This window comes from Pseudomonas agarici, from assembly GCF_900109755.1.
Lineage (GTDB): Bacteria > Pseudomonadota > Gammaproteobacteria > Pseudomonadales > Pseudomonadaceae > Aquipseudomonas > Aquipseudomonas agarici.
This window is the reverse complement of record NZ_FOAR01000004.1, coordinates 58,865-85,848: the sequence shown is the minus strand read 5'-3', so window position 1 is coordinate 85,848 and position 26,984 is coordinate 58,865. Positions and strand designations below refer to the sequence as shown.

Here is a 26,984-nt window from a genome sequence, read left to right as displayed (position 1 = left end):
CATAAAATGGAGTTTGCGCTAATTTTAACGATGAGCATGTTTTCGCTGAGTATGTCCATCTCCCCTGGCCCGGTGAATATGGTGATAATCGCCTCCGGGGCGAACCACGGCTTCTGGAGGACTTTTCCGTTCGTCTCTGGGGCGACAATCGGCTTTACGTTGCTGCTGATTTTCGTAGGGTTTTGGTTCCTCAGAGTGATTGAGAGCTACCCGGTGTTTTTTGAGTACTTAGGCGTGGCCGGGTCAGTCTTCATTATCTACGTAGGCTACAAGATTGCATCGTCGCGTCCTGAGTTGGTGGTGGAGAAGGGCGATGTCCCTAGTTTCATGCAGGGCTTCCTGCTCCAATGGCTCAACCCTAAAGCATGGGTCGCCTGCGCTTCCGGCGCAGCACTTTTCTCGAGCCCTCATACGCACACCACGCTGATAACCTTTATGGCGATTTATTTTGTAGTCTGCTACATATCGCTGGCCGCTTGGGCGGTGCTGGGAGATCGGGTTTCAGTTCTGCTAAACGGTACCATGCGCATTCGTATATTCAACTTGGCGATGGGCGGTATGTTAATTGCTACCGCTTTTTACATGTTCTACCTGCAGTTCTTCGCCTCTACTCCAGCGAACGGGAGCTGAACGAGTCGTATATGTCATTAATGAGCGTATATGCGATGCTGCTAGTTGTAATGTTTGGCGGCCATACAGCATAGACTTTCAGGGGGTCCAGTATCCACTCTGGAAGTACCACAACGACCTCATTTCGTTGAATGCCTTCGCAGCTTAGAAAATTCGGCGGAGCAGCGAGCCCGACCTTGAGTTGGGCAAATCGGTAGGAGGCTTCCACGCTGTCCACGCGAAGATGAGGCGTATACTTTATTTGTGCTACCTCTTCGCTCCCCACATGCCGGAACAACCTTGTGTTTGGTCGCATAGTAAGGCCAATCCATTTCATCGATTCGAGATCGCGAGGGTGTTTAACTGGCTCGCTTTCGGCTAAAAAACTTTTGGCTGCAATTACTTGGCGGGGCAATGCAAACAGGTGGCGCGCTTTCAATGAGCTATCAGGTAGCTCGCCGATGCGGAAGGCAACGTCGATGCTCTCAGCAATTATGTCGTGGCGACTGTCGTTGCAGGAAATGCTAAGACAGACATCAGGGTACTTTTCAATGAAATTTACTATGTGTCTAGTAAACTCACTGTTTATGAAAACGGCGGGGATAGAAATACGTAGATTATTTTTGGTTGAAATGGAGCGTTGTTTGAAGTCGATTACACCTTTTTCGTAAAGCTCTAGCATGGATTTTGCTGTTTCTAGAAGCTTAGTTCCGTCGTGAGTAAGCGAAAGCTTACGAGTATTACGGTAAAGCAGTGCGCTGCCTAAGTTTTTTTCTAATTTGGAGAGATGTAGGCTCGCCGTCGCTGTTGCAAGTCCCAGTGCTTCAGCACCGCCGGATATTGATCCTACCTCTACAATTTTCGCGAACACGATCAAATAGCGTATATCTTCAATCATCTATATTCAACTCAGCAACGAGGCATCCAGGGTAAGGCTACGAGTCCTTTCGATCAGTAACGTAGCATTCCTGATAGGCTCAGGAAATGCTTTCGTCAAAAAAGTCGTTTTTTGACAAGCTTAGGTCTTATATATCTAGGAAAGCCGAGCTATATCAGTATGTTACAATAGCTTGTGCGTTCTAGAGTTTTTAGCATGCCTGCATGCTAGCCCCAATTTGTCCTTAACGCCTTAGAAAAAGATAAAGCATAAGTTGAAAAAGTATAAATTTTTTGTGGCTGAACTATGAATTTGAAGCATATTCAGGCTATCAATATCGGCTTTTTGCCGGATATCAATCTGTGGCATTTTGTTGAACACAGGTTTGTACACATTGATGTCGTAAAGGAAAATTGCCGTCCTGGGGTTTATTGGAAAATAAATCTAAAGGCTGGAGTTACGCATGCCCAGCACTCATCTACCCTTTATGTTCTTCTGGAAATAGTTTAAATATATTACTTGAGCATCGCCAATATAAATTATCGTTAGTTCTGTTTTTTAGTAATGTCAACCCGAGGTCGGCTAAGAGTTGTGCATTTTTCAATGCCTCCATTATCTGAATTTTTTGAATTTCAGACATAATTGGGATGGCCACGACACTTTCTTTAATCCTCGCTCGATCCTCTTCCGAAAGGCTTTCACTAGTATTGATCGCGATTTATAACATCATGTTAGCCCATTCCTGATCTGTTGATTCTTGGTCAAGCCTAGTGGCCAGCGTTCTGGATCTCTGAAACACAATACCCTGTATCACCAGGATTGTTTATTCTAGGGAAAACTGATCGAAAGACTTGGTGTCTTTCAGCTTTTTTAATTCCGGTAAAAATAAGTTCTCTAACTCGCTAATCCTTTCTTCTATTTTCTTGTCGCCGTAAAAATAGCTTTTCGACGCTTGGTCTCTAATGGAAGCGGCTGGGACGACTTTTCCATCTGTTAATCGTAGCAGAGGAATAAATTTTTTGTCGTTAGAGAAAAACCTAAAATAATATTGTGGTACGAAATACTGGCTCTTTTTATCCTCCACATCTGTCCCCTTGTCCACCACAAGAAAAGCAAGGCTTTCACAGGCGAAGGTTTCGAGCAGGGCGAATTAATCGCCGCATCCCCGGTGGGTCAGTTTTGCATCGGTACTGACACTTCATTAACATAGGCTCGGCTCAGTCATTGCACGCACAGAGGCATTTGGGCCGAATGGCAGCCCGCTCGCCATAGCCCGGCTAGACGGGTCACAGCGCCTTGGCCATGGACGTGTGACATCCGAGCTTGAGCTAACGAACTCACCGTACAGGCCGCTAGAACCCATCAAGATGGCGATAAGCTGCCCATCGAGCTGTTGAGCAGTACGGTCGGCTCGATGGCTCGATGGCTCGATGGCTCGGGTGCTCAGCGTGCCGCTGACGGTGGATATCGAAGGAGGCTATTCGCACGACCTCAGGCAAGTCGCCAAAGTCATCGCCACCGTCGTCGACGCCGGCGCGGTCGGGATCAATATCGAGGATGGAATCGCGACGCCAGAGCGGCTTATCCACAAGATCGACACGGCCCGAAAAGTCGCGAACGGGGGGCAACTTGTTCGTCAACGTGAGCTGCGACGTTTACCTTAAGAGGTGCGCATGGGTGTGCGGCGCTTGAGCGTGGGTTCGGCCATCGCTGAGTTCTTGTATGGTGCCATGGGGGGGGATTCGTGGCTTCCTGGAAAGCGGTCAGCTCGACACTCACGATTTGAAAGCGCACACCTACGGCGAACTCAACGCGCTAATGGCCGGCCAACCCGAGTGATGCTGGCGCCGCATCCCCTGGCAGTATCACCGGTGCTCGACAGTCTTCATGTCGAGGTGAAGCCAGGGATTGGCGGGCAGCTATTCATGGCTTTGAACTGCACCGCCGATGGGTAACGACCCACAGAACTTGGGCCGATACTCTGATTCTCTTGCGGTCAACCCGCAACGCTGCCCCGCACCCGCCTACTGGCCGGCGTGCCGACCACCGTCGACGTGCAGGACTTCTCCCGTGATGAACTCCGCGGAGTCCAGGAATACGATGGCATTGGCCACTTCGTCCGTCTCGCCCATACGGCCCAATGGATGGAAGCTGGCAAACAAATCGTGATGTTCCTCGGAATGCATTGGCGTCTTAATCATACCCGGCGCAACGGCGTTCACCCGGACGCCATGTTTGGCATATTCGATCGCCAATACGCGAGTGGCTGCATTCAGGCCGCCTTTGGTCAACGCCGCCAGCGCCGTGTAGCCACCGCTGCTGCCATTTCCAATGCTGCCTGTAACAGTCACTACATGGCCGCTCGCCTGCTTTTCCATTTCGGCAAGGGCCAATTGGGTAATGTGATAAAAGCCCGCCATATTGACGTTCATCACGGCGTCGTAATCCTCGAGGGTGTTCTCGGTGAAAGGCTTGCCGATAAAAATGCCGGCGTTGTTGACCAGTGTGTCCACACGGCCGAAGCGTTCGACGGTTTCGGACATAATGCGCTTCGCGGTGGCGGGGTCGCCGATATCGCCAGCAATGGTCACGATATTCGGATCATCTGACGGCTTGATCGTGCGCGAGGTCGCAACGACGCGATAGTCAAGTGTGCGAAATGCCTTAACGATTGCGGCGCCTATGCCTTGTGACGCGCCGGTGACGATGACGACCTTTTGTTCACTGCTCATGTTTTAGCTCTCCGGGTGGGTGGACCGACCTACTGGCATTGGAGGAGCATCGCGGCTGTTGCTCGCTATCAGGCTTCATCCAGGATCGATCGCTTGCTGGGTTGGGAGTGATACTAGGGTCATTTACGATTCTTAAAAATCCGCTATTCTTTATCAATGACTGATAAAAAACGCACAGAAGTAGATTGGCAGGATGTCAGGGTCTTCCTCGCGCTAGGTCGGCACGGCAGCCTATCGGCGGCCGCTCGGGCACTTTCGGTCAATCACGCAACCGTTGCGCGTCGCATCCAATCTCTGGAAGCAACGCTGGGCGAAAAGCTGGTCGAGCGCCGATCCGACGGTTATGTCCTGACGCCTTCGGGGGTTCGCACAATGGATGCCGCCAGCCATATGGAGGCGGCCGCCCAGACACTGGGTCGTGGAGGTAGCGACGATCCGCTCACAGGCCTGGTTCGCGTAAACGCCCCGCCGGGCCTGAGCCAGGGGTTCCTGATTGAGCATCTGTCCAAACTGCCGGTGATGTACCCCGGCCTTGATATCGACCTGGCAGCCGGCCTGCGTTCAATCAGCCTTGAACGGCATCAAGCGGATATCGCCGTGCGAGTGGGTCGTCCGCTGGACGGTCACTTTATTGCCAAGCCGTTGGGGCATCTGGCCTTCGGTTATTACGGTACCGATGAGGTGTGCCTGGCCGTCGAAAGCGGGCGCGCGCCCAGCTTTATCAGTTTCGATGAAGAAAATTCGGACATTCGGGAAGCTCGCTGGCTTGCGCAACATTTCCCTTCTGCACGTATCACCTTTCGGACCAACAACCACCTCGCTCAGGCCAAGGCAGCGAGTTCCGGTGCGGGGCTGGCGCTTGTGCCGCACTATCTGGGGCGTCAGGAGCCCAACCTGCGAATCTGTCGACTGGACAGCGTGCCGCCTGAGCTGGATATCTGGCTCCTAATGCGTCCACAGGACCGAAAAGATCCGCCCATCCGAACGGTTGCGGATTACCTGCAATCCATCTTTGAACGCGAGCGCGCGCTGTTTGCCGATTAGCCGACAGGGACACGCGAAACGGTCTTTGGCCGTTTTCGAGGCTCGCCCGTATTCCAAGAGGAGTGTCGGCTTTGGACCCTGGGAGCCGGCAGTGTCGGTCGGGCTCGGGAGTGCCCGAAGAACCTGGGCGCCCAAAGCCGTTAAAGAACGAAGTATTCAGCGACGCCCCGCAGGGGTGAGATTTGCCCCGAGGTAGGCTATCAGGGCATTGACCTTGGGCAACGCCTCGCGACTCTTGAGCCATACCAGATTCATGGGCAGACCTTCGGTGGAAAGGTGGGGAAGAACCTCCATCAGGCTGCCGCTTTTCAAATGTGTCTGAACCAACCATGTAGGCAGTTGGGCGATGCCCAGACCGGCCAGGACAGCCATCACTTCTCCTTCTCCATCCGCTACTGCAATGTGCGGATGCATAATCCTGCGCTCCATATCACCCGGTTGACGGCCTTTGAAATACCAGGGAATCGCCATTCCGTCGTTCTGGCCATAGCCGACACAGAGGTGGCCGTCCAGATCCGATTCCGACTGGGGCCACCCGTAACGGCGGAGGTAATCGGGCGAGGCGCAAAAAATAAGTTTCTGCGTGCCGAAAAATTGGTGTCCGAGAGACGTTGGCCATGCATCCGAACCGCCAATCCTGACAACGATGTCAATGCCCTCGTGTACCGGGTCGACGTAACGATCCGAAAATGACACATGCGGCGATAGGCGTGGGTGTTGCTTCACGAAATCTAGAACTAGCGGCAGTACGTGCAACCGCCCATAGGACGCAGGCAAATCAATGCGTACCTTGCCTTGGGGCTCGGTCTGAGTCGAGGTCAGGGCAATTTCGACTTCTTCCAGATCCGAAAGCACCGTCGTGCAGGTACGGTAGAACGTATCTCCCGCTTCGGTGAGTGACAGGCGGCGCGTGGTGCGCTGGAACAAACGGATGCCTAACCGTCTCTCCAGGCGTGCGATGCTCTTGCTGACGGCGGAGGTGCTCAGGTTCAGGCGTCCGGCTGCCGCGGTAAAGCTGCCCAGGTCGGCAACGATCACGAAAACATCGATGCCTTTAAGGCGTTCAGAGGAAAACATGGCTGCCCCGATTGATGAATTCAATTCCACTCAGTTGATAAAAACCAGCCAAGATCAAACACAGTTTCTCCAATAGGCTATGTGAAAACCTATGTGGAGTTAAGTGTCATGCATTCGTCGTCAGTGGCAGACGCCACGCTGTCCCCCGCTGAAACGTCACGTTCAGGGCTTCAGATCCTGATCATGGCGGTCGCGGGCTTCATTATTGTCACTACCGAATTCGTGATTGTCGGCCTGTTGCCGGCGCTGTCTCGAGGCCTGAACATCTCTATCGCCTTGGCTGGCCAGGTCGTTACCTTGTTCGCCTTTACGGTGATGCTGTTCGGGCCGGTGCTCACCGCTAAGCTGGCTCATGTGGAGCGTAAGAAACTCTTCACCTTGATACTCATGGTGTTCGCCGCTTCCAATGTTTTGGCGGCGGTCTCCCCTAATATCTGGGTGCTGGCATTGGCTCGCTTTATTCCTGCCCTGGCGTTGCCGGTATTTTGGGGGACTGCCAGTGAGACCGCTGGGCAACTTGCCGGGCCCGGTCAATCGGGTAAGGCTGTTGGCCAAGTGTACCTGGGCATTACAGCGGCGCTGGTCTTCGGCGTGCCGTTGGGTACCCTGGCCGCAGACTTCGTCGGCTGGCGTGGAAGCTTCTGGATCCTGGCGGTGGTCGCCCTGTTCATCGGTGTACTGATGCATCTGCTGATGCCTAAGCTTCCGGTCTCCGGCAGCTCGCACCCCGACCAGAAGCAGACAGCGATTTTACGCCAACCGCGCTTCCTGGCCCATTTGCTGTTGTCGATCCTGACCTTCACCGCGTTGTTCACCGCCTACACCTACCTGGCCGATATCCTTGAGCGACTGGGTAACATTCCTGCTGGCCAAGTTGGCTGGTGGCTGATGGGTTTCGGCGCAATCGGCATGCTCGGTAACCATCTGGGTGGCAGCATGGTAGACCGTAAGCCGTTGGCCGCCATGGTGCTTTTTCTGGTGCTGGCGGGTGCCGGCATGCTTGCCGCGATACCGCTTGCCCCTCATCACATCTGGCTGGTGGTCGCACTGGTAGTGTGGGGTATCGGCTATACCGCTCTCTTCGTTGTGTGCCAAGTGCGGGTCATGCAGGCAGGTGCACAAGCTCAAGCCCTGGCTGCCACCATGAATGTTTCTGCGGCCAACGCAGGCATCGGCTTGGGCGCGACCCTCGGCGGTATCGGTATCAGCCACTACGGTCTGGGTTCGATCGGCGTCATCGCTACCCTGATCGCCGCCCTGGCGGTCGCCGTCGCGTTGATGATGATGCGTCGCCGGTAATCATCCCGACTCCAGCTTGTGGATGTCCAGTTGCACCCCTGGCGCCGAGTGACGGGGAATGGGTGGGCCAAGATCTGAGAAAAGTTGTTTGTTATGGTTGTGCTGAATACTCGATCCGAAGGATCTGTCTGAATGTCTTTCAGTCCAACAGGGAAACCCCGCACCCGCGGTAGTCTCGATCCCCGACCTTGAGTAGCACGCTCGCTTCGAATTCCTGGCCACTCATATCGTCGATACAGGTTTTGCGGTCGATCAGCACCTGGATTTCGGTACCGTCAGCGGCGTTACCGAAGAAGCCCTCAGGGGTTACTTCGGTCTTCGCAACATCGGTTTTCTGCTCGCCGTAGTACATTTCCAAATGCAGCGCTGGAGTTTTGCCTCGACCGACCTCCACCGACCAACCCGGTTCATTACCCACGGCGCGAAAGCTGACATTGCGTTTTTTGGCTTTAACCCAGGGTGAGTTCGGGGAGTCGAACGTATGATCGGACAGGGTGCTTTTTGGCGGCACGTCCTTGGAAGTTGTTGACTGATCGCATCCGGCAAGCGAAAACAGCAATACAACGCAGAGAAACTGGGTAGAAGTCATGAAGGCAATTTCTGTGCTTGAAAGCCCACGAGGTTAGCGCAGTCGCCTGGATCAGACGGAAAACGAAGGTTTCAAAGTGTAAAAAACGCAATCCTCATGAATAAAAGTTCGCGGCCAGGTGGCCTGCTACCTCAGATTTCTGGCGTGCGTGCCCTGTACGGTCAATACTGTTCGATGGCTTATTATCGCCTCCGGGCATTCGTTGTTTGATCCACGACATGAGGGAGATTCAATGTCAGTTGCGACTATCGATGGGCAATCGGTTCATTACCTGGACCAGGGCGCGGGCGACGTGGTTGTCCTCGGCTCCAGCTACCTGTGGGACAGCGCCATGTGGGCACCCCAGGTCGCCGTTTTGGCCCAGCACTACCGAGTGATCGTGCCGGAGCTCTGGGGTCATGGGCAATCCGGATCACTGCCAGAAAATACCCACAGCCTGGATGATCTGGCCAACCAGACCCTGGCCCTGCTCGATCATCTGGATATCCAGCGTTTCAGCGTGGTCGGCTTGTCAGTCGGTGGTATGTGGGGTGCGCGTCTGGCGCTGGCTGCGCCACAGCGTATTCGCGGGCTCGTGCTGATGGACACCTATGCCGGTGCCGAACCGGAAGGCACCCGGCAGTATTACTTCTCCATGCTGAAGATGATCGAGGACACCGGCAGTATTCCACCACCGTTGCTCGACGCCATCGTGCCGATTTTCTTCAAGGCCGGCATCGACCCTGAAACGCCGTACTACCAGAGCTTCCGCGCTTCGCTGACGACCTATTCCAGCGAGCGCCTGCGCAACAGCATCGTGCCCCTGGGTCGCCTGATCTTTGGTCGGGACGATCGTCTGGCGGCGCTCGCGGCCCTTGATGCCGAGCGCACACTGGTGATGTGTGGCGAGCAGGACAAACCACGCCCGCCGAGTGAAGCGCGGGAGATGGCCGAACTAATCGGTTGCCCGTATATCGGCATTCCCGAGGCCGGCCATATCTCCAGCATCGAGAACCCGGCATTCGTTAACCAGGCACTGTTGGCATTTCTGGCAAAATTGCCCAGGTAATTAACTTGGCTTTTTGGGGCGCTGATAGACGAAAAAAAGTGACCGATGGTACATCTGTTGTTTTCATTGAAGGTGGAAGATGATGCCATGGGTGTGAACCATCCTGGTTCGCCTACTGCCCCGTGGAGTCACTCATGCCCCAGACTGCCATCAAGCTCTACAACTTTTCCCGTTCCGGTCATGCTCATCGTGTCGAATTGATGCTGTCGCTGCTTGGTCTTCCGGTCGAACTGATCCATGTGGATCTTCCCAGTGGCGCTCACAAGAAATCGGATTACCTGGCACTGAACGCTTTTGGCCAAGTGCCGCTGATCGACGACCAGGGTGTGATCCTGGCCGACTCCAATGCGATCCTGGTGTACCTGGCACACAAATACGGCGACGGTCGTTGGTTGCCAACCGATCCGGTGGGCGCCGCCCGCGTTCAGCGCTGGTTGTCGGTGGCGGCGGGGGAGATTGCCTTCGGTCCGGCGCGAGCAAGATTGATCACGGTGTTTGGCGCCCCTTTTGACGCCGAGGACGCTATCAGCCGTTCCCACGCATTGCTCCAGGTGCTTGAGCAGGAGTTGAGCCATACGCCGTATCTGGTGGGCAGCGAGCCGACCATTGCCGATGTCGCTGGCTATAGCTACGTGGCCCATGCGCCGGAAGGTAACGTATCGCTGGCCGACTACCCGAATGTGCGGGTCTGGTTGGCGCGTATCGAAGCCCTGCCAGGCTTTGTGCCGATGCCGCGGACCGCTGTCGGTTTGCAGAGCGCCGGAGGCGGTGAGGCCCGCAGCGGCACGAAGTCGCCATGATTGCTCTTTTGGGCAGTTGAATAGTGCCATCCATGACAAGGGCTGACATTAGCGTCTGGATAAAACTGCAGGCCCATAGCCATGAATCCAGCTACTACGTGCCTGGATTCATGGGCAGGACGGTTAAGAGAGTATCTTATTGGTATCGTTGCTCAATGCAGGATCTTCGAGATAGGTCGTCGAGGGATAATGTGAGTCGGTATGGAAATCGATGCGCGGACCCCGAACCGTAATCAGTCTGGCGTCGACTGTTATGCAGAGCGTCTGGCCGCTCTTGAAGGTCAGGCGATGAACTTTTTCATCGTCTTGCTGGTGAATCTCATGACTGATCAAATCCAGCAGGTTGTTCAATGCCAACCGCGCTCCGGGTTGATTGATGGTCAGGCAACTCATGCTGCTGGAATGACCGACAGGCCTTGGAGGCCGTTGGAAATAACGATATTGACTCAGGTTTCGACTCATGGCGGCTCCGTCGCTCGGAGTGCGTGTCGAGTGTTGGCGATATTATGGGTCACCGGCACGCACGGAGTGTATCAAGTGTTTTGGCCGTTTGGCCTATAGTTATGGATTTTCGAGTTTATAGGCTCGACTACATGAATATTTCAACAAGCAACAGAAGTGTTCGACTTCTATTGCCAGGCTTCAGGCACTATCTTCAACTTTTTCAATGACCTCGCGTTTAATAGGATGGGATTTCGGAAAAGGTGCCATATAAATATTCAAGTGGCAGGATGTTAGTCACTGGTGAATCGCCAATCAAGCCGCGTAGCTATTGAATTTTGTTACATTGGTGTCGTTTTTGATAGTAGCAGTTTATCTGGATATGTCGGTCTGTAGGAGTGGTTTTAAATATATGTAAGAACAATCTTTTTTCGATTTTCACATATTATGACAACACTACTCGGAGCTATAGGTGTCCTGGGTTCTATTGTGCGCTTTATGGCGCTTCATGGCCGGCAATCACTTGCGCGAGGAGCCGACATCCAGGTGTACAGGCCTATGGAGGCTATCGGTATGCCCGGAGCAATGCCGGAGTTTTTCGGTGGCGTGAATAAAAAGTGCGTTGTGAACAAAAAATTCACTCTTTCTGTTATATCGTAACCAAATGCTTCAAGGTGTCCGACGATGCGCACCGTCATGGTGGCTCGACGAGAATCTCGGCACGCCAGTGATTTTGACGATGGATGACCTCGATGGTGGCATCGGGTTTTGGAGTAGACATGCGAGTGGATCTTGAAGCGCCGAAGGCCGATCTGGAAAGCCTGCCGCGCTTCCAACGTGCGGGTTATCAGGCTCGCCGGCTACGGTGGCTGGGAATCGGCCTGACCGGCCTGGCGGTCAGTGGCCTGGTGGTGGGGTTCTTTGTCGGGCTCTTTGCGCCGACTTCGATCTGGTCGATGTTGCTGAACAATAACGTCGCTGCGCTGCTGGTGGTGGTCGCGGCGTTGCAATCGGCCGCCGGGGTGGCACGCTGGCGCGAGCAGGCGAGGTCGCCGATCGCGGTCGAAACCGGCGAGGTTTTCGCACCACCGCCACTTGAACTGCCGGGAGCCTATGAACGGCTGGTCGCTCGCTGCAACAGCGTCTGGCGCAACGCCCTGGTCCAGATCGGCCCCGACACGCTATGGCTGGCCGGCTGGTCGTTGCTGGCACTGTGGAGTATCGAGCAGGCTTGGAGTCTGGCGCCGGTCGGGACAGACCTGGGCCTGAGCGGCTCCGTCGCGGCGGCGCTGGGCCTGCTGTTGGCGTTCGTCCTGCTGGTGTTGGAGCGTCAGCTTGCCCAGGCCCATGATGCCGAATGGCCGGAGGCGCAGGCCCTGGCCCAAGTGCTCAGGGTCGCGATCACAGTGCTGGCGTTCAGCGCCCTGTGCCTGTTATTCAGCGGTCCGCAGGCTTTGTGGCCGGCCCGCCTGGCCGCGCTGATCGGCCTGTTGCCGGCCGCTGTGGCGGCGGAGCTGCTGCTACGGGCGCTGCTGTCGCTGTTCAGCCCTCGCCGTGAACGCCTTGAGCCCCGGCTGATCGCCACCAGCTTTATTGCCGGATTGCTGCGTTGGCCGCCGCGGCCGTTGATGGCGCTGCAAGATGAACTGCACAACCGCTTCGGCATTGACCTGCGCCAGATCTGGGCCTTCAGCTTTATGCGCCGGGCGTTTATCCCGGTGCTGGCGGTGGTCATGGCGGTCGGTTGGTTGCTGAGCGGGATCAGCGAAGTACCGCTTCAGGGCCGCGGTATCTATGAACGGTTCGGCAAACCCGTGGAGGTTTTCGGCCCTGGGCTGCATATCGGTCTGCCCTGGCCGTTGGGTCGCGTGCTGGCGGTGGAAAACGGCGTGGTCCACGAACTGGCGACCAGCGTCGACGCCGCCTCAGCCGAACTCGAATCCGCCGAAGGCCCGCCACCTGCCAGCGCCAATCGGTTGTGGGATGCCAGTCATGTGAACGAAAAGTCCCAGGTGATCGCCAGCAGCAGCGGCGACAAGCAGGGCTTTCAGATCGTCAACATGGATGTGCGATTTGTCTATCGTATCGGCCTGAGCGATCAGGCGGCACTGGCAGCCACCTATAACAGCGCCGATGTCCCGACGCTGATTCGCAGCACTGCCAGCCGGGTGCTTGTGCATGATTTCGCCTCGCGCACCCTCGACGGCCTGTTGGGCGAACAACGCGGCGCGCTGGCTGACGATATCGGTCGTGCGGTGCAGGCCGACCTGCAGCAACTCGACAGCGGCGTGGAGATCCTCGCCACGGTGGTGGAGGCGATTCACCCGCCGGCCGGTGCGGCTAATGCCTATCACGCGGTGCAGGCCGCACAGATCAGCGCTCAGGCCCTGATCTCGCGTGAGCGCGGTGCCGCCAGCGAACAAGCTAACCAGGCGCAATTGCAGGCCAGCATTCTCCGTGACCAGGCTGAGGCGACGGCGCGTGAAGTGCAGGCCGACGCTCGGGCGGCGGACCTGCGTTTCACCGCCGAACAGAAAGCTTATGCCCAGGCCGGACGGGCTTTCGTGCTGGAGCAGTACCTGGCACGACTGAGCCAGGGGCTGGGCAAGGCCAGGTTGCTTATTCTCGATCATCGTCTGGGGGGCCACAGTGCGCCCACCATTGATCTGCGTTCATTCACGCTGCCGGTCGATCCTTCGTCGCCGCCGCGTAAAGCCGTTCAGCAAGGAGTCACCCCTTGAGTCTGTCTCATTCACACGACCATCACGATCATGCCGGTCATGGTCATCATCACGGCCACCATCATCATGCTGGCGAAGGCGCCAGCGCCGGACCTTTTCCGTGGCGACGCATGGGCTGGGTGCTGTTGCTGATTCTGTTCGCGGTCGCTGCGGCGAGCCTGGTGCAGGTGCGTTCCGGCGAGGCCACGGTGATCACCCGCTTCGGCAACCCATCGCGGGTGTTGCTGGAGCCGGGCCTCGGTTGGCGCTGGCCGGCACCGTTCGAAGCGGCGATTCCGGTCGATCTGCGCCTGCGCACCACCTCCAGCGGCTTGCAGGATGTCGGTACCCGCGATGGCCTGCGCATCATCATCCAGGCCTACGTGGCGTGGCAGGTCCAGGGCGACCCGCAGAATGTCGAGCGCTTCATGCGTGCGGTGCGCAATCAGCCGGACGAAGCGGCACGGCAGATTCGCACCTTCGTCGGCTCGGCCCTGGAAACCACCGCCGCCAGCTTCGACCTGTCGAGCCTGGTCAACACCGATGCCAGCCAAGTACGGATCGCCGATTTCGAAGCGCATTTGCGCCAGCAGATCGACCAGCAATTGCTTTCGACCTATGGCGTGCGAGTTTTGCAGGTCGGCGTCGAGCGCCTGACTTTACCGTCGGTCACGCTCTCGGCCACTGTCGACCGGATGCGTGCCGAACGTGAAACCATCGCCACCGAACGCACGGCAATCGGCAAACGCGAAGCCGCGCAGATCCGTTCCGCCGCCGAACGCGACGCGCGCATTCTGCAAGCCGATGCCACGGTCAAGGCGGCGGATATCGAAGCGCAGTCGCGGGTCGAGGCGGCCCAGATCTACGGGCGGGCCTACGCCGGTTCGCCACAGTTGTACAACTTGCTGCGTTCACTGGACACCCTTGGCACCATCGTCACCCCCGGCAGCCGGTTGATCCTACGCACCGACGCGGCGCCGTTCCGGATTTTGGTGGACGGTCCGCCCGGCGCTGATGGCAAGAGTGGATCGCAGCCATGAACGAGCGTCCTGAACAGGAAACGGGTCTGCACAGCCCGTGGATTCAGGCTGGGCGCCTGGCGTTTCTCGGCCTGTATGGGGTGACGCTGCTGGCGGCGTTGGCCTGGGTCTTTTCCAATGTCCGGCAGATCGACCCACAGGACCGTGCGGTGGTTCTGCGTCTCGGCGCACTGGAACGGGTCCAGGATGCCGGGCTGTTGTTGGCCTGGCCGCAGCCGTTCGAGCAGGTGGTGATTCTGCCAGCGGCGGATCGGGTGATCGAGCGTCGAGTGCAAGGCCTGTTGCGCTCCGATGCAGCCCTGAAGGCTGATCGCCAGGCGGCCCTGACGACACCGGTCAACGACACGCTGGCCGGCTCCGGTTACCTGTTGACCGGCGATGCGGGAGTGGTGCAACTGGATGTGCGGGTGTTCTACAAGGTCACCGACCCCTACGCCTTTGTGCTCCAGGCCGAGCATGTGCTACCGGCCCTCGACCGGATTGTCACCCGCAGCGCTGTGGCGCTGACGGCGGCGCGTGACCTGGACACCATCCTGGTGGCTCGGCCCGAACTGCTCGGCAGCGACGGCCAGGCCGCCGAACGTCGTGAGCGCTTGCGGGGCGATCTGTTACAGGGGGTCAACCGGCGTCTGGCCGAGCTAGCGACCACCGGGCAGGGGATTGGCGTCGAAGTGGCGCGGGTCGACGTGCAGTCGAGCCTGCCAGGCCCGGCTGTGAATGCCTTCAACGCGGTGCTGACTGCGAGTCAGCAGGCGGACAAGGCCGTTGCCAATGCCCATAACGAAGCGGCCAAGCTCAGCCAGTCGGCGACCCAGGACGCTGATCGTCTGGTCCGGGTCGCCGAGGCTCAGGCCAGCGAGCGCCTGGCCAAGGCTCAGGCCGATACGGCGACGGTGATGAGTCTGGCCAAGGCGCAGCAGGACGGCAGCGATCCGGGCCTGTTGCTGCGTCTGTACCGCGAGCGTTTGCCGAAGATTCTCGGTCAAGCCGGGTCGGTGACCACGGTCGATCCTCGAGACGATGCCCGCCTGATCATCCAGGGAGCTGAACAATGAGTAGTCACCTCGCACTACCTGCACCAAGCCTGTTGAGCGGCGCCGAACAACGCAGCGCGGCGCGCCAGTTGGTGCTGGCGATGCTTGCCCTTGGTCTGCTCGGCCTGGGCCTGGTGTGGCGCTGGCTGGCGCCCGAACAGACCGGTGTCAGCCAGTTACTGCTGGGTTTCGCCTCGATTCTGGTGGCCGTGCCGGTGATGCGCTCGGCGTGGTACAGCCTGCGCTATCCGAGCTTGCACGGGATCACCGACCAGTTGATCGCTCTGGCGATGCTCGGTGCCTGGGCCACCGGCGACCTGCTGACCGCCGCCTTGCTGCCGATCATTATGATCTTCGGTCATGTGCTTGAAGAGCGTAGCGTGATCGGCTCTCAGGAAGCCATAGGCGCCCTTGGCCGCCTGACCCGCAGTCATGCTCGCTGTGTACAGGCCGATGGCAGCGTGCTGGAAGTGGATAACGCCACGCTCAAGGCTGGCGACCAGGTCGAGGTACGCGCCGGCGACCGGGTGCCAGCCGATGGCGTGGTGCTGTCGGGCCAGGCGAGCCTGGACACCGCACCAATCACTGGCGAGTCGGTGCCGCTGGAAGCTTGCGCCGGGGTGCTGGTGTTCGGTGGGGCGATTAATCTCGATGGCTTGCTGCGTATCGAAGTGACCCGGACCGGCGATGAGTCGACCCTGGGTAAGGTCATTGCATTGATGCAGAGCGCCGAACGGGCGAAACCGCCAATCACCCGTCTTCTGGAGCGTTATGCCGGCAGCTATATGGTGTTGGTGCTGATGATTGCGGCGGTCACTTGGTTTGTCACTCACAATGCCCAAGCGATGCTCGCGGTACTGGTGGCGGCCTGTCCTTGTGCGTTGGTGTTGTCGGCGCCGGCAACGGCGGTTGCCGGGATCGCAGTGGCGGCGCGGCACGGTATCCTGATTCGCAGTTCGGCGTTTCTCGAAGAACTGGCGGACTTGACCTCGCTGGTGGTAGACAAGACCGGCACCTTGACCCATGGCACCCTGCGCCTGCACTCGTTGCAAACCGAGGTTGTCGATCAGGCGCCCTTGCTGAGTCTGGCCGCCAGCCTTGGTTCGGCCAGCAGCCATCCCGTCAGTCGGGCGCTGGCCGGATTGGTGGTGCCGACGCAGTGGATTGAATTGAGCGAGGTCCATGAGCGCCAGGGACTGGGTGTCGTGGCGCGTACAGCTCAGGGCCAGGCGGCGCTGGGCCGGCCCGAGCTGTTTAAGCAACTGGCAATTGCCACACCGGCGGTGCCCGAGCACGACGGGCCGATTGCCGGATTGGCGCTCAATGGCGAGTTTCTCGCCTGGTTGTTGTTGGCCGACAGCGTCAAGCCTGAAGCCCGCCAGGCGTTGGCCGAGTTGCGCGAGTTGGGGTTGGGTCGGCAACTGCTGTTGACGGGTGATCGTCAGAGCGTAGCGGACAGCTTGGCGCGGGAAGTCGGAATCAGCGATATCGAGGCCCAGGCCTTGCCCGAGGACAAGCTCACCCGCGTGCTCGGTGAGATCGGTAGCGGCTTCCGACCGATGGTCGTGGGAGATGGTATCAACGACTCGCTGGCGCTCAAGGCCGGGGTGGTGGGTGTGGCAATGGGCGCGGGTGGGGCGGATATCGCCCTGGCTTCGGCGGACGTGGTGTTGATCGGCAGCGACCTGCGTCGCCTGGGGACCTGTGTACGCCTGAGCCGCCAGTGCCGACGAACCCTGCAAGCCAATGTGGTGATCGGCCTGGGCTGGACCCTGGCCATTGTCGCGGCGGCGGCTTTCGGCTGGCTGGGGGCGGCGGGCGCGATGATTGCGGCGTTGCTGCACAACCTCAGTACCTTGCTGGTGCTGGGCAATGCCGGACGCCTGCTGCGATTCCAAGAACCGTTGCCCAAGTTACCCGAATGACTGGCCGCAAGCTCGATGGGGCGCAATGGTAGGCGCCGGTTTATGCGGGGGCTTGCCCATGAAGCTTTGGTGGTATCAAGGCTGCTTTCGTGGGTAAGCTCGCTGCGTTTATCGGGTTTTGCGAGATTTCAAGGTCTCTATTTTTTCGAATATTTTTGTCGAGGGTTGTAACGACAGAAAGCGACCGTTCTCCAATGTCGGATTAACCCCATAATTCGGGACTATTATCTCGATAGGCTGACAGTTCCCGTGGATGCGCTACCCTTTAATCAGACGTCTGAAACAAGAGGGACCATTCATGCTCGCGCAACTTCCACCGGCCTTACAGAATCTTCAGCTACCGCTACGTCTAAGACTCTGGGACGGCCATGAATTCAATCTTGGGCCGACGCCCCGGGTCACCATCATCGTCAACGACCCGCAGTTGGTCGCGCAATTCACTCATCCCACGCTGGATTTGCTGGGCACTGCGTTTGTCGAGGGCAAGCTGGAGCTCGAAGGCTCGGTCAGTGAAGTGGTGCGAGTCTGTGACGAGTTGAGCCAGGCTTTGCTGGAAGATGAAGGGGACAACCTTCCGGTGCGCCAGGCCCACGATAAGGCAACCGACGCGGCTTCCATTTCCTATCACTATGACCTTTCCAATGAGTTCTACCAGCTCTGGTTGGACCGTGACATGGTCTACTCCTGCGCCTACTTCGAAACCGAAGATGCCAGCCTCGAAGAGGCCCAACAGGCCAAGTTCCGCCACTTGTGTCGCAAGTTGCGCCTGCAACCGGGCGAATACCTGCTGGATGTCGGTTGCGGTTGGGGTGGCCTGGCGCGTTTCGCGGCCCGAGAGTTCGGAGTGAAAGTGTTCGGTATTACGCTAAGCAAGGAACAGTTGGCCCTGGCGAAGGCGCGGGTCATCGCCGAAGGCCTACAGGATAAGGTCGAACTGCAACTGCTCGATTATCGCGATCTGCCTCAGGATGGACGTTTCGACAAGGTGGTCAGTGTCGGCATGTTCGAACATGTCGGCCACGCCAACCTCAAGCAATACAGCGATATCCTGTTCGGTGCGGTACGCGAGGGCGGCCTGGTGATGAACCATGGCATCACTGCCAAGCACACCGACGGGCGTCCGGTCGGGCGCGGGGCTGGGGATTTTATCGATCGTTACGTGTTCCCCAACGGTGAGCTGCCGCACCTGTCGATGATTTCGGCATACATCAGCGAGGCCGGGCTGGAAGTGGTCGACGTGGAAAGCCTGCGGCTGCATTACGCCAAAACCCTGAACTTCTGGAGCCAGCGCCTGGAAAACAACCTTGAAGCCGCCGCCCGGCAAGTTCCAAAAAAAGCCCTGCGAATCTGGCGGTTGTATCTGGCCGGTTGCGCCTATGCCTTCGAGAAAGGCTGGATCAATCTACACCAGATCCTCGCGGTAAAACCCTTCGCCGACGGTAGCCATGACCTGCCATGGACCCGCGAGGACTTGTACCGCTAGGCTCTGTATAAATGTATTTGCGCTCGCTCATGCGGTGTTGAAAGCCGGCTCGCCATGCTCATTGACCACTCGTCAACTGCGCTTGCTCGCCTGCTTTCGCCTTGCCTGGCCTTCCCTCGAAAATATTTCGTACAAACCCTAGAGAATCGGCGAGATCAGTCGGGCGACCCGCATGCCGAGTTGTTGCAGACGGTGGGTTTCCCGACTTTCGTCGCGGCTGATCTCCTTGGCCAGGTCAAAGTCCTTCAAGAGCATGTTCTGAACCTCGTCGGCGAAGGCTTTGTCGACCGTTAGCAGCATCACTTCGAAATTCAGCCGGAACGAGCGGTTATCCAGATTCGCGCTGCCGATGGCGCTGATTTCGTTGTCTACCAACACCACCTTCTGATGCAGGAAGCCTGGGCCATAACGGAACACCCGAACCCCGGCCCGCACCGCCTCGAAGGCATAGAGGCTGGAGGCGGCGTAGACGATCCGGTGATCTGGCCGTGAGGGCAGCAGCAGGCGCACGTCCACTCCTCGCAGCACGGCCAGGCGCAGGGCGGCGAACACCGCTTCGTCGGGAATGAAGTAGGGGCTGGTGATCCAGACTCGCTCGCGAGCGGCGTGGATTGCCTCGGCAAAGAATAGTGAACAGGTCTCGAAGGGATCGGCGGGGCCACTGGCAAGCAGTTGGCAGAGCACGCCGTCATCGGGATAGTCGTCTGGCAGGATCAACGGCGGCAACTGTCGCGAGGCCCAGAACCAGTCCTCGGCGAACGACTCCTGCAGGCAGGCCACCACCGGGCCGCTGACCTGCACATGGGTGTCACGCCAGGGCGACAGTGCGGGCCTTGAGCCGAGGTATTCGTCACCGACGTTATGTCCGCCGACAAATCCGGTCAAACCGTCGACCACCACGACCTTGCGGTGATTGCGAAAATTCACCTGGAAGCGGTTGAGCCAGCCGCTACGAGTGGCGAAGGCTTTCACCCGCACACCGCCCCCGCGCAGGGTATCGGCGTAGCCGTGGGGCAGGGCATGGCTGCCGATACCGTCATACAGCAGATAGACCTCGACCCCTTCGGCGGCTTTTTTCAATAGCAGGCTTTGCAGGCGGCGCCCGAGCTGGTCGTCGTGGACGATGAAGAACTGCGCCAGGACGACATGACGAGCCTGGTCGATGGCTTGGAAAATTGCCTCGAAGGTGGCTTCGCCATTGATCAGCAAGCGTACCTGGTTATTCGCCAGGCACGGCATGCGGCCGAGCTTGGGCATTGCCCGCAGCGCGGCATAGGCCTGGGAGTTACTCGCCGCCATGGCTTCCTCGACCCATGGGCGCCAGTTCAGGTCGGCGATGGCCTTGCGCATTTCCACGTTGGCTTGGCGCCTGGCTTTGATATAGGCGTCGAAGGTGCTGCGGCCAAAGACCAGGTAGGGGATCAACGTCAGATAGGGAATAAAAATCAGCGACAGCGCCCAGGCAATCGAGCCCTGTGCGGTGCGCACCGTCAGCACGGCATGGATCGCCGCGACGGTGCCGAGTGAATGAATCAGCGCAATCAGATAGCCGAAAACATGGGGGCCAAAATAATCCATAAGGTCCTGATCCTGATTTCTCGATAACTAACAGACCACGTTCCGTCACGGTTGTCGCTATTTAATTCACCACGCAACCCAAGCATCATTCCAGCGTCTAAGCAGGACAATTCTTTAGGAGCAATACGATGAACCTTCGTCTGCTGGGTCTGACCATCGCCGGTGCTTTCGTGATTCCCGTGGCCCAGGCGCAAGTGCTACAACCCGGTTTGTGGGAGTTGACTTCAAGCAACGTGCAGGTCGAAAACCAATCGCTGGATGTCGGCATGCTGTTGGGCATGCTCAAGCAAAACACCACCCCTGAGCAGCAAGCGGCCCTGGAAAAACAGGGGATCAATCTCGGTGGGCAAGGTGTACGGATGTGCCTGACGCGACAGCAGGTGGCTTCCGAGTCGATTCCGTTGACCGATCCGCAGTCCGGTTGCAGCCAGCAGATTACTGAGCGCAATGGCCCGAACTGGAAGTTCAGGTTCAGTTGTCCGAAGGCTCAGGGAGTGGGCACGGCGCACTTTGTCAGTGATCGCGAGTTCACTACTCAGGTGCGCGGCACCTTCAATGTCACGGGTATTCAGCAGAACGGCAACATGGACACCAAGGCTGTCTGGCTAGGGCAGGATTGTGGAGTGGTCAAGCCGCGCTCCTGAATGGCCCCGTTCCCTGGCGAATTCACGATAGAAATCGAACGCCAAGGAGCATCCGTTTCGCACTCGACCTGCATCCGTGCTGGGGTGCAGAAGCGAAATCATCGAGATAGGCAGCCCGCGCTCACCGAGTAGTCATTGGCTCAGCGCCGCGTGCAGGGTGTTCATGTTGTATTCGAACAGCCCGATGAAGGTGCTCGCCGGACCCTCGGCCGCAAGGGCGTCGGAATACAAGGTGCCGCCGATTCGCGCGGCGCTCTCGTCAGCGATCTGTTTGAGCAGGCGGGCGTCTTTGATGTTCTCTATAAACACGGCCTTGACCCTGTCCTGGCGAATCTGCCGGATCAGGTTGGCGACTTCGGCGGCGGACGGCTCTCGTTCGGTGGACAGGCCCTGGGGGGCGAGAAACTGGATACCGTAGGCCTGGCCCAGATAACCGAAGGCATCATGGGAGGTGACGATACGACGATTGCCGGCTGGCAGGTTGCCGAGTTTGATCTTGGCTTCGGCCAGCAGGCGATGGATCTCTTTCAGGTAGGCCTGGCTGTTGCGGGTATAGTCGTCCTTGTTGGTCGGGTCGACCTGGATCAGTGCCTTGGTGATGTTATTCACATACAGCTCGGCATTCGCCAGGTTGTGCCAGGCGTGTGGATCGGCAAGGGTCTTGCCGTCTTCTTGCAGCGTGTGGGAAATCACTCCCTTGCTGGCGGTGACCACGGTGGCCTTGGTCTCGGTGCTGGTCACCAGGCGATCGAGCCAGGGTTCGAAACCCAGGCCGTTCTTGACGATCAACTTGGCCTTAAGCAACGCCTTGGCGTCATCCGGAGTCGGCTCATAGGTGTGGGCATCGGTGTCCGGGCCGACCATGCCGGTAACCTCGATACGGTCACCGCCGATCTGCTGGGTGATGTCTCGCAGGATGCTGAAGCTGGCGACCACTGCAAGTTTGTCCGCCGCCTGGCTGCTGGACGGATTCAATGACAAAACCAATATGGAGCTGAACAGCACGAAGAGTGCGCGCATCGGATGACACCTCATTGGGACGGCAGGGGCGGTCGGCGCAGCAGACCGTGCACCGGACCGAAAACCACGGACAGCAGATAGAAGCCGCCTGCCACCAGCACGATGGCCGGACCGCTGGGCAGCGAATAGTAGAACGACAGCAATAATCCGAAGGCTACCGAGACGCAGCCGATTAGCGCGGCGAGCGCCATCAGCACCGGCAGGCGCCGACTCCAGAAGCGCGAGGCGATGGCCGGCAGCATCATCAGGCTGACCACCATCAGAGCGCCGATGGCCTGGAAGCCGATCACCAGGTTGAGCACCACCAGCGTCAGGAACAAGCCGTGGGCCAGTGGGCCGAGACGGCTGACGGTCTGCAGGAACAACGGGTCGAGGGTGTCCAGCAGCAGCGGACGATAGATCGCCGCGAACAGCAGCACGCTGCTGCCGCAGACCCAGAGCATACCGGTCAGGGTTGGGCCGTCCACCGCCAGCGCCGAGCCGAACAGTAGGTGCAGCAGGTCCAGGCGCTTACCGGCGATGCCCAGGATCAGCACGCCGCTGGCCAGGGAGATCGGATAGATCGCCGCGAGGCTGGCGTCTTCCCGCAGACCGGTGCGGCGGGTGATCCAGGCTGACAGGCCGGCCATGCCCAGGCCCGCACCGAGCCCACCGAGAGCCAGGGCCGGTAGGCTCAGACCGGCGATCCAGAAACCCAGTGCAGCGCCCGGCAGGATGCCGTGGGCCACCGCGTCACCGATCAGGCTCATACGCCGCAGGATCAGGAACACCCCCAGTGGCGCGGTGCTGCAGGCCAGCACCAGGCCGCCGAGCAGGGCCCGGCGCATAAAGACGAAATCCTGGAACGGCTGCCAGAAATGGTGGACGACCATCAGCATTAGGCCACCTGCGTGATCGATTGTTGCACGATCAGTTCAGTGCTGGGCGCCAGCACGCAACCGCTGCTCTTGATTCGCAAGGCGCTGGGAATATGTTGGCGCACAGCGGCCAAGTCATGGCAGGCCAGCATCAGCGTGCGGCCCTGGGCATGCCAGGCGTGAATATGCCTCCACAACAACGCCTGACCTTCCTCGTCGAGGGCGGCATGGGGCTCGTCGAGCAGGAGGATCGGCGCTTCGGCCAGGCTCAGGCGGGCGAGTAGGGCGCGCTGCAACTGACCGCCGGACAAGGCCATTAACGAGCGTTGTTCCAATCCACCCAGGTGCCAGTCGTCGATGACTCCTTGCAGGCGTTCTCTGCGTTGTTGCGGGGTTTGCTGGATGCCCCACAAGCCCGCGGCCACCAGTTCCTGGAGGTTGATGGGAAACTGTCGATCGAGGTGCAGTTGTTGTGGCAGAAATGACAGGTTGCCGCGCCGTGGAACATCCAGGATCACTTTGCCGGCCAATGGTTTTTGCAAACCGGCGATGACTTTCAACAAGCTGCTTTTACCAGTGCCGTTGGCGCCGATCACAGCCGTCAGACTACCGGCGGCCAGTTCGAAATCCACGGCGGGAGTGAGGGGGTGGCCCGGCGCGCCCCAGAGCAGGTGTTGGCACCGGATCATACCGACCTCCAGTTCCAGCGACTTTCGGCCACGGCATCGTGAGCGTGCAGGCTTTCGGCATGGACCACCTGCAGGTGGAAGCCTTGCACCGCTTCCGAGTACTTGAGCACCCGGTTGAGGCGGCGCGCCGCGTCTTCGCAGAACATCAGGTTCTGGCCATTCGCGAGGGCAAAGGCTTGTTCGTCGGCGCGTTTTACGGCGGTCTGCACCGCGGTGCCGAGGGCGGCCTCGACATCGTTGATCAGCGCTTCGAAGGGCAACCGTCGGATGTTTTCATCAAGGCGAATTTGCAGGTGTGCGATGCTGCGCTGGCTATGAGGCGTAGCAACGATACCTTGGGTGCCACTGAGCCAGTTCAAGATATCGCTGTGCTCTAGGGGCCTGTTGGCGAAGTCGTTGGCAAATTGCTGCTGGATCAGTTGCCGGGCGAGGGCTGCCGAACAAGGGCAGGTCGAGGAATAGGCGACGTCAATCTTTAGTTCCACGTGGAACATTCCGTTTTTCAGTTCGGCGAGCACACTGACTGGATAGGTTTTCCAGCCGGTCAGCGGACTGACCAACGCCGGGCGTTTGAGCAGCAGATTGCTATGAATACGCAAGTAGGCGTTGCGGGATAAGCCGGCGTGGCTGTCGAGGAATTGCTGTAGCACCTCGCGGATCAGTGCGGGCGCCAGTTCCTGCTGTTCCAGGCGCTCCAAGGCCAGGTACAGGCGTGACATGTGGATGCCACGTGCTTTGCCGTCGTCAAGACTGACACCCGCGTCGGCTTTCGCAGTGAGGCGCTGGCCGTCAATTTCAAGCGGTAGAGCCACGCCGCACATACCCACCCACTCTAAGGGAAAGGCTTGCCGGGATGACTGCGCGGCGATATCCGGCAGCGTCAACGCATTCATGAGCAGGTCCATCGTTGAAAATAAAAAGATATGTTATATCGTTTCCATTGAGTCGACGATGCTTTTTTTCTAGAGCTTTCACGCAACGATATCGAGTACGGACCTGCGCTTATGTTGGTTAGCGGTTTATGCGTGTATAGACGTCAGGTGTTCAATTTTCTGTTGGTCGGTGCGGCTCGCACACTCCTGAGCCTGGCTGCGGAGCCGCTCGTTACAAAACCTCACCGGCTACTAGCAGCCAACCAGGCGGTCGCAGATGAATTTTCTGCTCAATCCACCTGAACTTGAAAAACGATTCTGGGTAGTCCAGCCAACCCGGCGGCTGTAACCCACCCAGGTCTCGCCATCCGAGGCGATGCCGGTAAAGAAGGTCAGTTGTCCGTAGCGGCTGCTGGTCTGCGCCCAGTAGCGTTTGCCGATCACTTCGAAACCCTGCAGATAAATCGTCTTGCCCGCAGTGGCGACGCCATAGGCGTTGCCGACCGCGTCCGTGCAGGCAAGCAGGGTGGCGCTGCGAGTGCAGTGGGTCGGCGGGCCGAGGATCTGCGCCGGGGCGCTGGCGGTAAACAGCAGCAGACTCAGCAGCACGTGTTTCAGGGCAGGGTGCATCGGCATTCTCGTGGGTGAAGTCGACATCAGCATTGCGCCCTTCGTCGTGACGAGCAAGTGGCGATTGGCTAAATTGAATTGTTATAATATAACATACACTAAATCACCAATGCCTAATTCCCATGACTGAACAAGCACCACCCACCCGGCCCGAGGCGAACTACATGAGCGATGCGCAGCAGGGGTTCTTCCGTGAGTTCTGTTGCCGAGCCAGCGCCGCAAGCTGCAGGAGCGTATCGGCGGCGAGTTCGATGTCCTGCGCGAAGGCCTTAAACGGGCGCTTTGACCCGGCCAATCTGATGAGGAATCAACCATGACCCAACGTCTTCCCGTTACCGTGCTGTCCGGCTTTCTCGGCGCCGGTAAAAGTACCCTGCTCAACTATGTCTTGCGCAACCGCGAGCACCTGCGGGTGGCGGTGATCGTCAACGACATGAGCGAGATCAATATCGATGGCGGCGAGGTCCAGCGCAACGTTACCCTTAACCGCGCCGAGGAAAAGCTCGTCGAGATGAGCAACGGCTGCATCTGCTGCACGTTGCGCGAGGACTTGCTGGAAGAGGTCGGCAAACTCGCCCGCGACGGTCGCTTCGATTACCTGCTGATCGAATCCACCGGTATCTCCGAGCCGCTCCCGGTGGCCGAGACCTTTACCTTTCGCGATGAGCAAGGCCAGAGCCTGGCCGACATCGCCCGACTCGACACCATGGTCACGGTGGTCGACGGGATGAATTTCCTGCTCGACTACCAGGCCGCGCAAAGCCTGGCCTCCCATGGTGAAACCCTCGGCGAGGAAGACGAGCGCTCGATCACCGACCTGTTGATCGAGCAGGTCGAGTTTGCCGACGTAATTCTGGTCAGCAAGATCGACCTGATCAGCAGCCAGGCGCGCGAGGAACTGATCGCGATCCTCGGACGCCTGAATGCGCAGGCCGAAATCATCCCGATGGTGATGGGCGAGGTGCCGTTGGCGAAAATTCTCGACACCGGTCGTTTCGACTTCGAACGGGCGGCCCTAGCTCCTGGCTGGTTGCGGGAGCTACGCGGCGGGCACGTGGCGGAAACCGAGGAATACGGGATCGCCTCCACCGTTTACCGGGCGCGGCGACCGTTCCATCCCGAGCGTTTCTTTGACTTTATCAACCAGCCCTGGGTGAACGGCAAGTTGCTGCGGTCCAAGGGTTTCTTCTGGTTGGCGAGCAGATACCAGGAGGCGGGCAGTTGGTCCCAGGCCGGTGGCCTGATGCGGCACGGTTTTGCCGGGTGCTGGTGGCGTTTCGTGCCGCAACAACATTGGCCGCAGGATGAGCAAAGCACGGCGGCGATCACGCAAAACTGGACGGCCGACGCGGGCGATTGCCGGCAAGAGTTGGTGTTTATCGGTCAGAACATCGACTTTGCGCAGGTGACCGCATGCCTGGACAACTGTCTGTTGACCGATGAGGAAATGGCTCTTGGTGTCGAGGGCTGGCGACTGTTGCGCGATCCGTTCGATCCATGGCACGACGAAGAGGCGGCGGCGTGATGCAGGTGCAATCGCCGGTTCGCCAGCCGATTGGTCCTAACCCCGGATTGGCTGGCCTGAGCCGTAATCGCTATGGTATTTGCCAGTGTCCGTCGCTCCGGCCTTCACAGAATGGCTTGAGGTAAGCCGCATCTGTCGCCACACCGTAATAGTGAATATTCTGGCGGTAGGGCATATTAGCGACCAGTGCGTTCTGACAGACGCCAAACGAGCCGCCCGGACACTGCTCGACGTATTCGACCTCGACCTTCTGTCCCGCCAGGCTCGGCTGGCAGAAGCCGTCGCTAAACAGCTTGGTCGGGATATTGAGATTTTCCTGGCAGACTTTGACGTCGAGCCGTTCGCTATGGCTGTGGACCACGCAGGCTTGCGCCAGGACCTGGCTCGAACCCAGCGCTATCAGCAGTCCCAGGCCAGTCGACCGTATCATTCATTCACCCCTTCAAGCATA

At 58.6% G+C, this 26,984-nt stretch carries 25 protein-coding genes and 1 pseudogene; 13 read left to right on the top strand and 13 right to left on the bottom strand.

Annotated features, from left to right (window positions below; translation table 11 throughout):
- Positions 1-6 precede the first annotated feature (6 nt).
- Entirely contained in the window at positions 7-630 is a 624-nt protein-coding gene (locus BMX68_RS05165; protein WP_017132281.1) for a LysE family translocator, read from the top strand.
- On the opposite strand, the gene BMX68_RS05160 is transcribed toward BMX68_RS05165, so the two are convergent.
- Positions 608-1,507, bottom strand: a complete 900-nt coding sequence (locus BMX68_RS05160; protein ID WP_060783078.1) for a LysR family transcriptional regulator — start codon at positions 1,505-1,507, stop codon at positions 608-610. The two genes, BMX68_RS05165 and BMX68_RS05160, sit on opposite strands and share 23 nt — an antisense overlap.
- Before the next feature lie 802 nt (positions 1,508-2,309).
- Entirely contained in the window at positions 2,310-2,570 is a 261-nt protein-coding gene (locus BMX68_RS05155) for a DUF4238 domain-containing protein (RefSeq protein WP_176986731.1), read from the bottom strand.
- A gap of 276 nt (positions 2,571-2,846) precedes the next feature.
- On the opposite strand from BMX68_RS05155, the pseudogene BMX68_RS25085 reads away from it, so the two are divergent.
- A pseudogene (locus tag BMX68_RS25085) lies at positions 2,847-3,325 on the top strand (isocitrate lyase/phosphoenolpyruvate mutase family protein); the annotation flags it as partial.
- Positions 3,326-3,510: 185 nt separating this feature from the next.
- Here the strand turns inward: BMX68_RS25085 and BMX68_RS05145 are convergent.
- The gene (locus BMX68_RS05145; RefSeq protein ID WP_017132283.1) at positions 3,511-4,218 is read right to left on the bottom strand and encodes an SDR family NAD(P)-dependent oxidoreductase; all 708 of its coding nucleotides are present in this window, start codon (positions 4,216-4,218) and stop codon (positions 3,511-3,513) included.
- Positions 4,219-4,374: 156 nt separating this feature from the next.
- Between BMX68_RS05145 and BMX68_RS05140 the strand changes: the two genes are divergently transcribed.
- Positions 4,375-5,262: a LysR family transcriptional regulator gene (locus BMX68_RS05140; RefSeq protein ID WP_060783080.1), complete on the top strand. Its 888-nt coding sequence runs from the start codon at positions 4,375-4,377 to the stop codon at positions 5,260-5,262.
- 156 nt (positions 5,263-5,418) lie between these two features.
- On the opposite strand, the gene BMX68_RS05135 is transcribed toward BMX68_RS05140, so the two are convergent.
- A complete protein-coding gene (locus BMX68_RS05135) occupies positions 5,419-6,339 on the bottom strand; it encodes a LysR family transcriptional regulator (protein WP_017132285.1) in 921 nt (306 codons plus the stop codon).
- Between the two features lie 108 nt (positions 6,340-6,447).
- Here BMX68_RS05135 and BMX68_RS05130 point away from each other — a divergent pair, with 108 nt between their 5' ends.
- Complete coding sequence (locus BMX68_RS05130) at positions 6,448-7,638, top strand: MFS transporter (protein ID WP_017132286.1); 1,191 nt, start codon at positions 6,448-6,450, stop codon at positions 7,636-7,638.
- A gap of 139 nt (positions 7,639-7,777) precedes the next feature.
- On the opposite strand, the gene BMX68_RS25335 is transcribed toward BMX68_RS05130, so the two are convergent.
- Positions 7,778-8,227 (bottom strand): hypothetical protein, encoded by a 450-nt coding sequence (locus tag BMX68_RS25335; protein WP_086009305.1) that lies wholly within the window; start codon positions 8,225-8,227, stop codon positions 7,778-7,780.
- A gap of 232 nt (positions 8,228-8,459) precedes the next feature.
- Here BMX68_RS25335 and BMX68_RS05120 point away from each other — a divergent pair, with 232 nt between their 5' ends.
- Positions 8,460-9,275, top strand: a complete 816-nt coding sequence (locus BMX68_RS05120) for an alpha/beta fold hydrolase (RefSeq protein ID WP_017132288.1) — start codon at positions 8,460-8,462, stop codon at positions 9,273-9,275.
- Between the two features lie 134 nt (positions 9,276-9,409).
- Positions 9,410-10,075, top strand: a complete 666-nt coding sequence (locus tag BMX68_RS05115) for a glutathione S-transferase family protein (protein ID WP_017132289.1) — start codon at positions 9,410-9,412, stop codon at positions 10,073-10,075.
- Between the two features lie 123 nt (positions 10,076-10,198).
- On the opposite strand, the gene BMX68_RS05110 is transcribed toward BMX68_RS05115, so the two are convergent.
- A complete protein-coding gene (locus BMX68_RS05110; protein WP_026013211.1) occupies positions 10,199-10,537 on the bottom strand; it encodes a hypothetical protein in 339 nt (112 codons plus the stop codon).
- A 758-nt stretch (positions 10,538-11,295) separates the two neighbouring features.
- Here BMX68_RS05110 and hflK (BMX68_RS05105) point away from each other — a divergent pair.
- The 5 genes from hflK (BMX68_RS05105) (at position 11,296) to cfaB (ending at position 18,718) form a co-directional block, all read left to right on the top strand.
- A complete protein-coding gene (gene hflK / locus BMX68_RS05105; RefSeq protein WP_017132291.1) occupies positions 11,296-13,257 on the top strand; it encodes a protease modulator HflK in 1,962 nt (653 codons plus the stop codon).
- A complete protein-coding gene (gene hflC, locus BMX68_RS05100) occupies positions 13,254-14,276 on the top strand; it encodes a protease modulator HflC (RefSeq protein WP_017132292.1) in 1,023 nt (340 codons plus the stop codon). Before hflK (BMX68_RS05105) ends, hflC begins: the two co-directional genes overlap by 4 nt.
- On the top strand, positions 14,273-15,331 hold the full coding sequence (gene hflK, locus BMX68_RS05095; protein WP_017132293.1) for a protease modulator HflK: 1,059 nt from the start codon (positions 14,273-14,275) through the stop codon (positions 15,329-15,331). Before hflC ends, hflK (BMX68_RS05095) begins: the two co-directional genes overlap by 4 nt.
- Entirely contained in the window at positions 15,328-17,235 is a 1,908-nt protein-coding gene (locus BMX68_RS05090) for a heavy metal translocating P-type ATPase (protein ID WP_017132294.1), read from the top strand. Before hflK (BMX68_RS05095) ends, BMX68_RS05090 begins: the two co-directional genes overlap by 4 nt.
- Positions 17,236-17,533: 298 nt before the next feature.
- The gene (cfaB, locus tag BMX68_RS05085; RefSeq protein ID WP_017132295.1) at positions 17,534-18,718 is read left to right on the top strand and encodes a C17 cyclopropane fatty acid synthase CfaB; all 1,185 of its coding nucleotides are present in this window, start codon (positions 17,534-17,536) and stop codon (positions 18,716-18,718) included.
- A 138-nt stretch (positions 18,719-18,856) separates the two neighbouring features.
- Here the strand turns inward: cfaB and cls are convergent, their stop codons facing one another.
- Entirely contained in the window at positions 18,857-20,296 is a 1,440-nt protein-coding gene (gene cls, locus BMX68_RS05080; RefSeq protein ID WP_017132296.1) for a cardiolipin synthase, read from the bottom strand.
- 128 nt (positions 20,297-20,424) lie between these two features.
- Here cls and BMX68_RS05075 point away from each other — a divergent pair, with 128 nt between their 5' ends.
- The gene (locus tag BMX68_RS05075) at positions 20,425-20,940 is read left to right on the top strand and encodes a DUF3617 domain-containing protein (protein ID WP_017132297.1); all 516 of its coding nucleotides are present in this window, start codon (positions 20,425-20,427) and stop codon (positions 20,938-20,940) included.
- A 132-nt stretch (positions 20,941-21,072) separates the two neighbouring features.
- Here the strand turns inward: BMX68_RS05075 and BMX68_RS05070 are convergent, their stop codons facing one another.
- The 5 genes from BMX68_RS05070 to BMX68_RS05050 all read right to left on the bottom strand — a co-directional run bounded on the left by BMX68_RS05070 (position 21,073) and on the right by BMX68_RS05050 (position 25,008).
- Complete coding sequence (locus BMX68_RS05070) at positions 21,073-21,960, bottom strand: metal ABC transporter substrate-binding protein (RefSeq protein WP_017132298.1); 888 nt, start codon at positions 21,958-21,960, stop codon at positions 21,073-21,075.
- Between the two features lie 11 nt (positions 21,961-21,971).
- On the bottom strand, positions 21,972-22,838 hold the full coding sequence (locus tag BMX68_RS05065; RefSeq protein WP_017132299.1) for a metal ABC transporter permease: 867 nt from the start codon (positions 22,836-22,838) through the stop codon (positions 21,972-21,974).
- Positions 22,838-23,506, bottom strand: a complete 669-nt coding sequence (locus BMX68_RS05060) for a metal ABC transporter ATP-binding protein (RefSeq protein ID WP_017132300.1) — start codon at positions 23,504-23,506, stop codon at positions 22,838-22,840. Before BMX68_RS05060 ends, BMX68_RS05065 begins: the two co-directional genes overlap by 1 nt.
- Entirely contained in the window at positions 23,503-24,399 is an 897-nt protein-coding gene (gene folE2 / locus BMX68_RS05055; protein WP_026013213.1) for a GTP cyclohydrolase FolE2, read from the bottom strand. Before folE2 ends, BMX68_RS05060 begins: the two co-directional genes overlap by 4 nt.
- Positions 24,400-24,630: 231 nt before the next feature.
- Complete coding sequence (locus BMX68_RS05050) at positions 24,631-25,008, bottom strand: hypothetical protein (protein ID WP_017132302.1); 378 nt, start codon at positions 25,006-25,008, stop codon at positions 24,631-24,633.
- Positions 25,009-25,321: 313 nt separating this feature from the next.
- Here BMX68_RS05050 and zigA point away from each other — a divergent pair, with 313 nt between their 5' ends.
- Positions 25,322-26,533 carry a zinc metallochaperone GTPase ZigA gene (gene zigA / locus BMX68_RS05045; protein WP_017132303.1) on the top strand — a complete coding sequence of 404 codons (1,212 nt, stop codon included), beginning with the start codon at positions 25,322-25,324 and terminating at the stop codon, positions 26,531-26,533.
- Positions 26,534-26,603: 70 nt separating this feature from the next.
- On the opposite strand, the gene BMX68_RS05040 is transcribed toward zigA, so the two are convergent.
- Positions 26,604-26,963: a hypothetical protein gene (locus tag BMX68_RS05040; protein ID WP_017132304.1), complete on the bottom strand. Its 360-nt coding sequence runs from the start codon at positions 26,961-26,963 to the stop codon at positions 26,604-26,606.
- Positions 26,964-26,984: the final 21 nt, after the last annotated feature.